Raw genomic sequence first — 13,264 nt, 5'->3', positions numbered from 1 at the left:
AAAATATGAAATTTGAAAGTTGCTATTAAGGGAGTTGAAACCATGACATATACCTATCTTAACCCGAAAGTAGCCCTTATGGGGGCTGGCTGTGTAAACGGAATTGGCAGGCAGGCAAAAGACCTTGGGGGCACGAAAGCTCTGGTCGTTTCAGGTAAAAGCAGACACGGAGAGGAACTTGCAGGAGATATCAGGAAAATTCTTGAAAATGCAGGACTGAAAGCAGCAATCTTTGCAGGGGCAGAACCGAACCCAACTGACAGTTCGGTTATGGAGGGAGCAGATGTCTACAAAAGAGAGAGCTGTGATATTATCGTTGCTGTTGGAGGGGGAAGCCCGATGGACTGCGCAAAAGCGATCGGCATTGTGGCTAAGAACGGCGGAAGGATAAATGACTATGAAGGTGTCGGAAAAGTTACAAAAGGAATTCCTCCGCTTATCACAGTAAATACAACTGCTGGCACTGCAAGTGAGATGACGAGTTTTACAATTATTACGGATACAAAGAGACACATCAAAATGGCAATAGTTGATCCGCGCATCACACCTGACGTGGCAGTTAATGATCCTGAATTGATGGTAAGTATGCCACCGGCTCTTACAGCTGCAACCGGCATGGACGCTTTAACCCATGCAGTTGAAGCTTATGTTTCCACTATGGCTACACCTACAACTGATGCGGCTGCTATCAAGGCTATAGATCTTATCTCAAAGTATTTACGTGAAGCCGTTGCCCACGGAGAAGACGTCAGGACAAGGGATATGATGGCACATGCCGAGTATCTTGCAGGTATTGCCTTCAATAATGCAAGCCTGGGCTATGTACATTCCATGGCACACCAGCTAGGTGGCCTTTACGACCTTCCGCATGGGGTTTGCAATGCAATCCTCCTTCCCTATGTGGAAATGTACAACAAGCAGGTCTGCCCTGAACGCTTTGCCGATATTGCAAAGGCAATGGGAGAGAAAATTGAAGGGCTAAGCCCGGAAGAAGCTGCAGACCGAGCAATAGATGCCATCAAAAAAATCGCATCTGATATCGGAATTCCCTCGGGCTTGAAAGAACTCGGCGCAAGGGAAGAAGACCTTGAACTCCTGGCTGAGCATGCCATGCAGGATGTTTGCCGCCTGACAAACCCCAGAGAACTTTCAAAAGAAGATATTATCGAGATTTACAGGAAAGCCATGTGATTGGACAGAGATGGTCGGAAAGACCACCTTAAATCTAAAAATCCCAAATGCTGCAATTAAATGCTGGTGCTTCTGAATCCAAATTTTAAAGAGAGGAATCATGACCGGAATAAGAACAGAAGGCGGCTCTGGTGGCCGCAGGGACGAAGACAGACACGTTTATCGTATGACGCAGGAACTGCTCTCCATCGGAGAAGACTACTGGATTGAGGATGAAAAAGGGGAGAAAGCTTTCTATGTGGATGGCAAGGCATTTCGCCTGCGTGACACGCTGATTTTCAAGGATGCACAGGGGAGGGATCTTTATAAAATTCAGGAGAGATTGCTCAAGCTCAGGGATACTATGGATATAATAAAACCTGACGACGGTATCGCTGCAACAGTCAAAAAAGCTCTTATCACCATTCTGCGGGACAGGTGGAAAGTTGAAGTTCCGGATGGAAATGACATGGATATTCGGGGCGATATTCTGGATCATGAGTACCGTATTGATGTTGAAGGAGAGCAAATTGCAGAAGTCTCGAAAAAGTGGTTCCGCGTCCGGGATACCTATGGAGTGGAAATCGAGCCAGGACAGGATAATGCGCTTATTCTGGCAATTACGACGGCGATCGATCAAATGGCGCACGAAGACTGAATAGGAAAAATTATTGAGACTTATTTTCGTGCTCATTAACTTAATGGCACGGAATTCTTCTTTTATAGTTCCGCAGATGCCTGCCGCATAATAAACGGCTTAGACTTAAGGAGTTGCAAAGCATGGACATGAAGAGCAATTCGGTAACGGTGAAAATTTTAGTGTGCAGTACTTTTGCTGTTATCCTGACTATGGGAATTCGGGGGATCGCACCAATCCTCACAGCTTTTTCATTCTCATCTTCGCCACACTGATTTTTACCCCACTCGTCCGCTGGCTCAAGCGAAAAAGGATCCCAGGTACACTGAGCACCTTATTCCTGCTAAGTTATTAGCCCTATATTGGTCTTATTATAGTTTCTGTTTCTTCCATAGTGCTTGCGCTTTTTGAATATGGGCTTTATGTGCTCTTGAAGTCATTGCTGTTAGCTTTGTTGAGGGGCTTGCAGAAAATGTCCATTTTATTTTACTTATGGGAAAAGACCTGCAATTATCCCCAGTCTTTTTGTTTCTTGTTCTTATCTAATGGAATTATGTACTTGGGACCGCGGGTGTGCTGCTCTCCATGCCGCTTACACTGGTTGTGAAGATGATACTTGAGAACTTTGAGGAGCCAAACTGGATGGCCAAATTGATAGAGCAGACTGAAGATAAAAAATATAGTTAAAAAAGCGGAGAGCAGGAAGAGAAAATTAAAACTTCGGCTGATGAGGATATAGGCTGACATAGTAATTTGCAAATCCCTGATGAACCAAACACAATAAGATATAATGGCATGTATAAAATAATATACATAAAAATTGTAGTATACAACTACAATTCTTGAATCGCGATCCAGGCGTATGTCTTGCGGTTCTGTATTGTAGGGGAGTTAATAACACCTTGCTTGGTCGGGTACGGCATAGAATACCTTTTCTGGCATTTTCATTCGGATATCATGTATATTTCACCAGCCAGTCCGAAGAGATATGGATTAAAAAGAAAGCGCTAAATGAGCAATTTCTCCTTCGGAATAAGGCTGGCTTGAGCCAGATACGTTAAGTTTCAGGGAATTCGGCACTGACAGGCGAAAAATACCTTGTGATGGCCAAAACGAAATTCTTCCAGGGTTCGAGATAAACAGCTCATAGCCACAGTGAAACTAAGTCCCGAGAACCGTTATGAAGTAACCGACAAACTAAATTCGTAAATAAAGGAGGAGATTTAGTAATGGCAACTTTAACAGTTCTGAAGTTTGAAACCGCAGATGGTGCTGCAAAGGCGCTTGACGTGATAAAAGATTTGAGCAAGCAAAAGCTGATCAACCTGCATGATGCGGCTATTGTTACCTGGCCTGAGGGAAAAAAGAAGCCAAAGACCGAGCAATTGCATGACCTGAAAGGTGCAGGGGCATTGAGTGGTGCTTTTTGGGGCATGCTATTCGGCCTGATCTTTTTTGTTCCTATAATTGGTCTGGCAGTAGGGGCTGCTATAGGTGCACTGACAGGTTCAATGACCGATATCGGCATTGATGATGAGTTTATCCGGACAATCCGCAGCAAAGTAACCGAAGGCACTTCAGCCCTCTTCCTTATGACCAGCGATGCAGTGGAAGATAGAGTTCTTGAAGCCATGAAGCAGTTAAATTTTGAACTTATTGCTTCTAACATGTCCAAAGCAGAAGAGGAAAAGCTACGTGCAGCTTTTGCCGAAGAATAACCCAGGCAATAAAATAAGGTTTCACCAGGGAGTTTACTCTCTGGAAACCATTTCAGTTTTTAGGAGGGCTCGTTTCAAAATTGCTCATGTAGCTTTTTCCAGTAAATGAAATACGTTACTATTACCACTAACACTCTGGATATTTTATCCAACCTTTCATACATTATGATAATTCTTCTAAATGCCGTCTTGATTCCTGAAAAGAACCTTTCTACTGCTGATCTTTTATCCCAGGATCCTTTGCTAAATCTTTTAGGTCTTCCTCTTTTTCTCTTCTTTCTGTTTCTTTTGTTTTCTGGAGTCGAAGCTTTTATTCTTCTACTGAGCAGGTATTCTCATACTTGCGCATCAGCGTAAATTGAATCATCTACTATTTCTTCAGGTCCTGTTATTAGTTTATATCCGGTCCTGATTTATTGCTCCAACAGTTTCTGCAAATCTATAAGGATCATATTCTGCTCCAGGACCAATAATTATGCCTAATGGAAGACCTTCCGAAATTACAGCTGCATGAATCTTAATTCCTTTTCTCTTTTTGAATCCATTATAATAGACAGTTTCTCCTTTTTTTGCATCTACAAAACTGCTATCCACTGCAACAATGCCAGGAGAGATATGTCTTCGCTGATAAGAATCATCTCTAAGAGAACCGAGTATCATAATATCCCAAATACCTTTTTCAGACCACCGTTTTAATCGTTTCCAGACAGTTAGATGGTCCATCGTTATACGTTTGATATTTTAAAACACCTAAATGTCAATAGTTCCCTTAAAGTCCAGTTTGACTCAATAATCCCTGCCTCTCTTGCCGGTGTATTTTTGCCATTCAACCTCTCTTTCATCTTTGTATCTTAATCCTCTATGACCTCTACAGAAGTTAAAATGCGTACAATATAACTTCATTTGATACTCTAACCATTCTTTCATTTTTGAAAACCCTATTGTTTTCCTTGAAACTCTGTTGTTATCCTGTCTAAAAGTCAAGTTTTGTCTTTCAAGTAAAGTTGTTGAGATTTCGCTTTGTTCAATATCTTCTCCAAAGATGGTCTTCTTCTCGACTTTCTCAAGTACCCCATTTTTTCTTTTTTTGACTACCTGCGCATACCTTAAATCATCAGAGGGAACGATTTTTGGTTTCTTTGGTCTTCCTCTTTTACCAGTACTTGGAAAGTTTCTCAAAACTCCAAATTGTTTCAAAATAGCTTCTCTATAAAAATTCAGTCCATCTGTGACAAAAACAGGAATTTTATCAGAAAGACGTTTATTAACTAACTCAACCAACTTGTCTGCAACATACTGTTTTCTTGGACCTATTACAAAGTCAAGTATTAGCCTACAACCTGGTACAAAAGCTACCCACATCCACGGCCCATCATCTTCATAATCTTTCATTCGTGGAACTATTTTTTTGATGTTCACCCATAGTTCGTCCATTTCTATCTTTGGAACGTCCAGATTCTTCATCATAACGTCATTTACTTTATCGCATTGTTCAGCTGCACGAGCCAACCATCGCTTCACACTAGCAGGTTGTACCTCTAAAACATCGGCAATGGCTTTCAATGCTCATTCCTTTCATAGACATTTTTAAAGCTAAAAGGATTATTTTCTCATCTTTGCGAAGATCATAATGGAAAGTGTCTGTATGGTCACAAAAAGCTTTGCCGCAATGACGGCAAATATATCTTCTTGTTTTTTCTCCACGGCTTATGTAAGTTCCATTTCCAACAACATTGTCTTGATCAATAAGACCATAGAGCTCACAGTCTTTGTTCGAACAGGAAACGTTAGTGAATTGTAGTTTTGGACCTCTTTTCCCCATAACATAATATTATACAAATTAAACTATTATAACCTCAATCAAATACAAATTGACCATCGACAGTTATGTAAGATCTGTATTTGTTGGGCATATAATATTAAATAAAATTATGTATAATTTTGAAACACGTTCATTGACAAAAGTGACTCATCAAAGGACTTAAATAGGATAGCACTGATAAATTGATTGTTTGAAAGATTTCAGTAAAGCTCAGGGTTGGGGAAAACTCGAAAAGTGAAGTTCAATTGGGAGAAAAATTATCTTGATTACAACTTCTACCTGAATTAATAAGTTCTGCTAATAGTTTATAAATTATGTTAAAAGTTAATAAGTTATACTAAAAGCTAAAAAAATATTGAGTTAATGATTGAGAGCCCCATTTGATGACCCTTGGGCTCTCAATCGGTGAAACCCCCCTTTGAAGAATACTCCCACATATTCTTCGCATAATTGCAAGAGAAACAATGCAGAGATCCACTTGGCTTTATTGGTTGTAATGATTGATTGAGAGCCTTTAATTGTGATCCCTTGGCTCTCAATCGGTGAAACCCCTACAAAAAACTCCCCATACATTATGCACAAAAGTGCACTATTGCGTTTCTCTTACAATTACATCCTTCTAATGCTGAAATTGTATATATAATAGATTACGTTAAATATTCAATTACCTTTTGTTTTTGTATTCTTGTAAACTTTTGGATAAGGGAACATTTTTCAATATTGTGCAAAAATATAATTGGTCTTTAAAATAGCATGACACCTAATTTTTTAATGGCTTTAAATTTTAAAGCAAAAGAGTTAATCGATAAAAAATAATAAAAAATAATATCGACCTAATGCCGATAATATTGAATTAACTGCTGTTTTTCTCTTGCCTGTTAATAAGCTCCATGGCCAGTTCCCTGAGCTTATACTTCTGGATCTTGCCGCTTGCAGTTAGTGGATACTCAGCTATGATAAAAATATGCTTTGGTACCTTGTAGCGAGCGATTTTGCTTACTGCGTAGTCCCTTATATCCGCTTCTGCAATATCCGCGTCTTTTTCGAGAATCACAAAAGCTCCCACGATTTCCCCGTATTTCTTGTCAGGAATGCCCACAACCTGGGCATCTTTGACTCCGGGCATGGCATGCAGGAACTCCTCAATTTCCCGAGGATAAATATTTTCCCCTCCTCGAATGATCATATCCTTTATGCGACCTGTAATCCTGTAGTAACCGTTTTCGTCACAGGTTCCAAGGTCTCCGCTGTGAAGCCAGCCACTGGCGTCAATCACTTTTTTCGTTTCTTCAGGCATTTTGTAATAGCCTTTCATAATATTATACCCGCGGCAGCAAAGCTCTCCCACAGTATTCGGAGGCAAGGGCTCGTTTGTTGCGGGGTCAACCACCCTGACGTCAACGCCCGGGAAAGACTTTCCTACAGTCTCAACCCTGAGTTCAACAGGGTCATCAACTGTAGTCTGGGTCATACCTGGAGAAGCTTCTGTGAGCCCGTAGACACTGGTGATCTGGTGACAGTGCATATCCTTTACGACTTTCTTCATGGCTTCTACGGGACAGGTCGAACCGGCCATTATCCCGGTGCGGAGAGAAGACAAGTCGAACATATCAAACATTGGATGAGTGTACTCGGCAATAAACATCGTGGGTACGCCGTAAAGAGCCGTACATTTCTCCTTCTGGACCGCAGCAAGCACCAGCAATGGATCAAAAATTTCGAGCATAACAAGCGTTGCCCGGTGGGTTAGGATGGCCATAACTCCCAGCACGATCCCGAAACAGTGGAAAAGCGGTACAGGAAAGCAGAGCCGGTCTTTGTATGTGAAATTCTGACGGTCCCCTATAGAAAGCCCATTATTCAGAACATTTTTGTGGGTCAGCATGACTCCTTTAGGGAAGCCGGTAGTTCCCGAAGTATACTGCATATTCACAACGTCGTCACAGTTTACACTTTGAATAATATCATTAAGTTCGTCATCAGGGTAGTGGCTACCAAGGAGCATGAGTTCATTTGTGTTGTACATGCCCCTGTGTTTTTCCTGTCCTACATAAATCACGCTCTTCAGGCAGGGAAAGTTTTTGCTTTTCAGGCGTCCCCTCTCGGAACTTCTAAGTTCGGGAACCAGCCCATAGATTATTTCCAGGTAGTCAACGTCCCTGAAACCATCGATAAGAGCCAGAGCTTTCATGTCTGACTGGCTGATCACGTACTCGACTTCATGGCTTTTGTAAGCCGTATTTACGGTAACAAGCACTACTCCAATCTTTGCCGTGGCAAACATGAAGGTCAGCCAGTCCGGAACGTTCTTTGCCCATATTCCAACGTGGTCGCCCTTTTTTATTCCAATTCCAAGAAGCCCTTTTGCGAGGTTATTGACTCTTTCATTAAACTGCCCGTAAGTAAAACGCAGGTTCCGGTCCGGATAAATAATAAACTCGTGATCAGGGTCTATAGCTACCTGTTTTTCAAAAAACACACCTATAGTGTCTTCTATAAGATGCATGATTTCAACCTCTTCGTTTGAATGGTCTACTCTTAAAAACTGTCGGCTTACAAGCAAAGATATTCCATATGCTTCAAAGCCCAATTTGCGGACATCCCATAAGTACGTTCAAATAGAGCAAGGGGAATCCGTATCCATTTCAGCAGTATCCATCGCAGAAAACATATGTTCTTTCAGAATTTCGCGGATAGGATCAGGAATAGGAATTGCTTTCTGGAGCTTGAAATCGTAATAGACCAGCACTGCCTGACCTCTTACCTTGAGTTCACCTTCCTGCCAGGCCTCGTGTCCGACAGTAAAGGAACTGTTTCCTATCTTTGCAATAAAAGTCCTGATCTCCACATCAGACCTGAAATACATCTGGCGAAGGAAATCAAACTCGGTCCTGACAAGGATCAGATGCCATACATCAGGGCTAAGATCAAGATCCGGCGAAAAAAGCCGGAATATGGAGTTTCTTCCTATTTCGAACCATACCGGGAGGACAGTATTATTTATATGCCCAAGCCCGTCTATGTCCCCAAAGCGTGGACTGACAGTTGTACTGAACATTTTTGATTCCCTTAACTCTCAAATGCTTATTTAACTTTTTCAAATCTGGAACTTTCCGCCAGTTTAAATTAAGTCCTTAATCTCTTTTCTACCTGACTGCGACTTTACAGAGGAGCATAAACTACAGCCAGAATTCTCGCATCCTCTTTTCCTGCTGCATGGACATCATGCGGGATAATCGAGTCATAGTAAATGCTGTCTCCGGCGTTCAGCCTCTGGACATCTTTTCCATAGAAGATCTCGATTTCCCCGGACAGGACATAAATAAACTCCTCTCCTTCGTGCGAAGAGAGCTTGTGGCTTTCCTCGGGAGAAGGGTGGATATCAATGATAAAAGGCTCCATGTGGCGGTCTGCTTTATCCGAGGCAAGGGAATAAAACTCAAGAGCACTTTTCTTAGGCCTCTCAGTCTTCCCCGAAAAACGGACTACATTCTCTGACAGCCCTTCTCTGATAATTACAGGACCGCTCTGGGGCATATCGTCCAGAAAGGTACCGAGGCGGACGCCTAAAGCCCGGGCAATCTTTAAAAGAGGTGTTAAGGACGGAACCAAGGCTCCGTCTTCTAGCTGCTGGATTAATTCCACGCTGCTCTGGCTGGCTTCGGCCAGTTCTTCAATGGTCATATCCCGGGCTTCTCTAAGCTGGCGTATCTTACTACCGACACGGTTCTCTTCTGACATTATAACCTTCCTCACAATTGTTTTAAGGTAGCGGACCCGGCAGAAAAATGTAAACCAGAATCCTTTTGATAGCCTATCAGGCTTATCTCTTTTGCATCCATCTATTATAAAAAAGTTTTTGAAATAGCTATACCTAGTAAAAAGCGCCAGCTATCGAAATCATACTGACATAATTAGTTAAAAAAGTATTTTAGTAACTTCTAAAATAATTTGTGGAATTCGTGACATATAAGCTTTCTGGCTTCCATATCAAATTTAATGTGCAGGTGACTTGGTGCCGTGAGAATATGTCGTAGAAGAGAATGTATATATGTACTGTTCGGACTATCTATAGAATATGGTAGGTTAAGCCAAAATTATATTTGTTTAAATACTTTTTAGGTAGTCCATCATTTATTGATTGATATTATTCAAAAATAATCGAAATACTGTTTCCAGCTCTTTTTTTCCCGCAATTTTTACACTGCTGGAGCTAACCTGCTGTGTAAGTATATAAACGCAAGCAAAATCCATATTTAAATTAGATCATGAAAACATCAATTAAGAATTAGTGGAAGACCAATTGTTGGAGACACGCGAAAAATAGAGAGATCCCAGAAGTCTGATCCTTATATGCTGACGTTCCAGATCTGGAACATCGAGAAGAACCTGGTCGAACGCTTATAAAGGAAGCAAAGGCCATAAGTCTTAGCACAGAAAAAGTTGGAAATCTAAAGTATAAGTAGGGAAAATTAGACCTGCAGGTGAAGTAACTAAAGTACTCATTTTACTCATTTAATTGCTTTGTGGAATCTTGTTTCTGAGTTCAGCCACAAAAATCCTAATATATTAAAATGGGATTAATATAATATAGAGAATACCATGGGGATGGAAATAAGGGTGAGTTACTTTTTTCTTATAAGTATACCTAAAACTATGGAACAGACATCGGACTCAGAAAATAAAGGGTATACAGAATTCTAAGCTGAGCAAATTAAGTCACACTTAGATTTAAAATATTAAATATTTTAGAAAAGAACTGCCTTTGCCAGTCGTAAATAGGAGATCAACTTATTTTGTAAAACGGGCCCATGAAGAGAAAATTAGAGTGTCTACCTGAACTTTGACTTTCCAAAGAGATATTCAGGAGGTATTAGGTATTTTCTTACAAGATCCAGATACTCTTGATGAAAATAAAGAACACCAAGATTTAAGAAAAAAAGGAAATCATAGTAATTCCCTTCCTTTAGAGCTGGATAATGCGAAAAACCATACCACAACTGTCACTCCCTGGTATTCACTAGAAACTGAAGAGATATTTAAAAAACTCGTTACCTCATCAAAGGGCCTGGAATCCGAAGAGGCAGCTAAAAGGTTGCAGGAATATGGAAAAAACATTCTTCCAACAAAAAAGCCTCCGGGAATTACAGAAATAATTCTTCATCAATTCAAAAGCCCTCTAATTTACATCCTTATTATAGCAGGAGTTATCTCAGTCCTACTAGACGATTTAAGGGATGCAGGTTTCATTTTTCTTGTAGTGGTGATAAATGCCGTAATTGGCACTATTCAGGAATGGAAGGCTGAAAAGAGTGCATCTCAACTACAGACAATTTTAAAGATTATGTCCCGGGTCAGAAGGGAGGGAGCCGAGTTAAAAATTTCGGCAGAGGAAATAGTTCCAGGGGATGTAGTCCTAATTGAGTCAGGAAGTCGCATCCCTGCTGATCTACGTATCCTATATGTCTCTAACCTTACTATCGACGAGTCACTTCTCACTGGCGAGTCTGCTGCTGTGGAGAAAACTGCGAATGTTCTCAAAGAAAATACTCCTTCAAGCGATCGGCATAATATAGCTTATGCAGGGAGTACTGTAATTACAGGACGCGCTTGTGGAGTTGTAACGGCAACCGGCAGTCGAACGGAAGTTGGTATGATTGCACGTGCAGTCACAGAGACAGAATCAGCAAAGCCGCCTCTACTTTTACGCATGGAAGATTTTTCCCAAAAAATAGGAATCGCCGTGGTTGCAGCAAGCGGAGTGATGAGTGCAGTTGCCCTTTTACAGGGGATTGCACCTGTGGAGGTTTTCTTCCTTGCAATAGCTCTGATAGTGTCTGCAATTCCTGAAGGCCTACCTGTAGCGGTTACAGTAGCACTTTCGATTGCATCCACAAGAATGGCTAAACGAAATGTAATTGTCCGTAGTCTCTCTGCAGTTGAGAGTCTTGGGAGCTGCACTACAATAGCAACCGATAAGACCGGGACTCTGACAGTAAACCAACAGACAGCAAAAATAGTAGTGCTTCCCTCGGGAAGCTATTTTGAGATCTCAGGAGAAGGTTATCTTCCTGTAGGCGAGATAAAGAGAATAGATGGAGTTTCCCCAGATACTGAAGAATTGAAGGGATTGCAAAAGCTTGTAATAGCGGCTACGATTTGCAATGAAGGTTCTCTTCTTCAGGAGAGTAAAGAGTGGGTTCACCATGGGGACGCTATGGATGTAGCATTTCTTGCTCTGGCATTCAAGCTAGGAATAAATCCTAACAAAGTTAGAAATGAGGTTAAAGTTGTAGCTGAGGTTCCTTTTGAATCCGAGCGTATGTACGCTGCTGTGTATTATCGGCAGGATAAAAATGGATCTACTAAAATAGCTGTCAAAGGGGCTATGGAAGCCATCCTTCCATATTGTACAAAAATGAATTCTTTGGAAGGAGTGATCCCAATTGATCCCGATTTACTTAACAGGGAACTTAATTCCTTGATGGAAAAGGGTTATCGTTCACTTGTAGTGGCTGAGGGTTTGGTTCCAGAGGGGATAAATGATGATTTTGACCTCAAGTCGGTAAAGCCGGAGCTCACGTTTTTAGGCATCACTGGGTTTATAGACCCATTGAGACCTGATGTCAAAGATGCAGTCCAGACTTGCAAAAAGGCTGGAATTGATGTTATAATGATTACAGGAGATCATCCGAAGACTGCACTTGCAATAGCCAGCGAACTTGGAATAGCATACTCGAAAGACGAAATGATTACTGGAAGAGAGATCGAAGAGCTTGGCGGCCCCGAACTTCCATGCTGTATTGATGCCCTCGATAAAGCACGAGTTTTTGCAAGGGTAACGCCAGTACAAAAGATGCAGATTGTGGATGCTCTTGTCAGGAAAGGTCATTTTGTCGCTGTCACAGGGGACGGGGTTAATGATGCTCCTGCCCTTAGGAGGGCGAATATTGGCGTAGCAATGGGATCAGGAACAGATGTGGCCAAAGATACATCATCTATGATTATAACTGATGACACATTTTCTTCGATTGTTGCAGGTGTTGAGGAAGGAAGAATAGCTTATGATAATATTAGAAAGGTCACCTATCTTCTTGTCTCGACTGGCCTTGCAGAAGTTGTCCTTTTCATATTCGCAATTTTTGCAGGTCTCCCAATACCACTAATCGCAGTGCAGCTTCTCTGGCTTAACCTCGTTACAAACGGAATCCAAGGAGTAGCTCTGGCCTTTGAAGCAGGAGAACCCGGAACCATGCGCAGAAAGCCAAGGAAACCTGAAGAAGGGATTTTTAATAACTTGATGATAAAACAGACGTTAATTTCAGGGATAACTATTGGTATCATAGCTTTTGCGATTTGGATATGGTTAATTAGAGAAGGATATGAAGAAAATTGGGCAAGAAATCTTCTTCTACTTTTGATGGTACTTTTTGAGAATTTCCATGTATTTAACTGCCGTTCTGAATACCGCTCCGCATTCCATGTGCCTCTAAGGAATAATTACTTTCTAGTTTTAGGCGTTGTTCTGATGCAGGGATTCCATATCTCTGCCATGCATGTGTCTATCATGCAGAAACTTCTGAGTATAAGTCCAGTTTCATTTGAAACCTGGCTAATTTTTCTAATAATCGCTGGCATTATTATCGTTGTAATGGAGATATTTAAAAGAATAAGGTCTGCTCATGAAAGTGATACTCTAATAGAAAATTCTTTTATATAACAGAATACTCGGATAGGTCTTCATGATCTGTAGAATAGAGAGTAAATCAATTAGTTTTGTAGTCAACTTTGGTAATTGTAATCGTGTAGTTTTCTGGTAAATTTAATCGTTTCACTATCTTCTGGTGTATTTGGTCATCCCCCGATGACAGAAGGATCGATGATGCAGACACTTACCACGAAGTGTGTAAATGGACA

8 protein-coding genes and 1 pseudogene are annotated in these 13,264 nt (G+C 41.1%); 4 read left to right on the top strand and 5 right to left on the bottom strand.

Annotated elements, in window-relative coordinates:
- Window positions 1-42: 42 nt before the first annotated feature.
- From RG963_RS11730 to RG963_RS11720, 3 genes are all read left to right on the top strand, one after another.
- Window positions 43-1,191 (top strand): iron-containing alcohol dehydrogenase, encoded by a 1,149-nt coding sequence (locus RG963_RS11730; protein WP_310576465.1) that lies wholly within the window; start codon window positions 43-45, stop codon window positions 1,189-1,191.
- A gap of 100 nt (window positions 1,192-1,291) precedes the next feature.
- The gene (locus RG963_RS11725; RefSeq protein ID WP_310576464.1) at window positions 1,292-1,828 is read left to right on the top strand and encodes an LURP-one-related/scramblase family protein; all 537 of its coding nucleotides are present in this window, start codon (window positions 1,292-1,294) and stop codon (window positions 1,826-1,828) included.
- A 1,208-nt stretch (window positions 1,829-3,036) separates the two neighbouring features.
- A complete protein-coding gene (locus RG963_RS11720; RefSeq protein ID WP_310576463.1) occupies window positions 3,037-3,525 on the top strand; it encodes a DUF1269 domain-containing protein in 489 nt (162 codons plus the stop codon).
- 396 nt (window positions 3,526-3,921) lie between these two features.
- Here RG963_RS11720 and RG963_RS11715 read toward each other — a convergent pair whose 3' ends face one another.
- From RG963_RS11715 to RG963_RS11695, 5 genes and pseudogenes are all read right to left on the bottom strand, one after another.
- The gene (locus RG963_RS11715; RefSeq protein WP_310576462.1) at window positions 3,922-4,185 is read right to left on the bottom strand and encodes a transposase; all 264 of its coding nucleotides are present in this window, start codon (window positions 4,183-4,185) and stop codon (window positions 3,922-3,924) included.
- 65 nt (window positions 4,186-4,250) lie between these two features.
- A pseudogene (locus tag RG963_RS11710) lies at window positions 4,251-5,347 on the bottom strand (IS1-like element ISMac25 family transposase).
- An 853-nt stretch (window positions 5,348-6,200) separates the two neighbouring features.
- Entirely contained in the window at window positions 6,201-7,853 is a 1,653-nt protein-coding gene (locus RG963_RS11705) for an AMP-binding protein (protein ID WP_310576466.1), read from the bottom strand.
- Between the two features lie 108 nt (window positions 7,854-7,961).
- Window positions 7,962-8,405: an acyl-CoA thioesterase gene (locus tag RG963_RS11700; protein WP_310576461.1), complete on the bottom strand. Its 444-nt coding sequence runs from the start codon at window positions 8,403-8,405 to the stop codon at window positions 7,962-7,964.
- Window positions 8,406-8,509: 104 nt separating this feature from the next.
- Window positions 8,510-9,088 carry a helix-turn-helix domain-containing protein gene (locus RG963_RS11695; RefSeq protein WP_310576460.1) on the bottom strand — a complete coding sequence of 193 codons (579 nt, stop codon included), beginning with the start codon at window positions 9,086-9,088 and terminating at the stop codon, window positions 8,510-8,512.
- Window positions 9,089-10,190: 1,102 nt separating this feature from the next.
- On the opposite strand from RG963_RS11695, the gene RG963_RS11690 reads away from it, so the two are divergent.
- Window positions 10,191-13,067: a cation-translocating P-type ATPase gene (locus RG963_RS11690; RefSeq protein ID WP_310576459.1), complete on the top strand. Its 2,877-nt coding sequence runs from the start codon at window positions 10,191-10,193 to the stop codon at window positions 13,065-13,067.
- Window positions 13,068-13,264: the final 197 nt, after the last annotated feature.

Origin of the sequence: Methanosarcina baikalica (assembly GCF_031461075.1) — an archaeon.
GTDB classification, from domain to species: Archaea; Halobacteriota; Methanosarcinia; order Methanosarcinales; family Methanosarcinaceae; genus Methanosarcina; species Methanosarcina baikalica.
The sequence above is the reverse complement of the archived record's forward strand: the minus strand, read 5'-3'. Positions and strand labels throughout refer to the sequence as shown.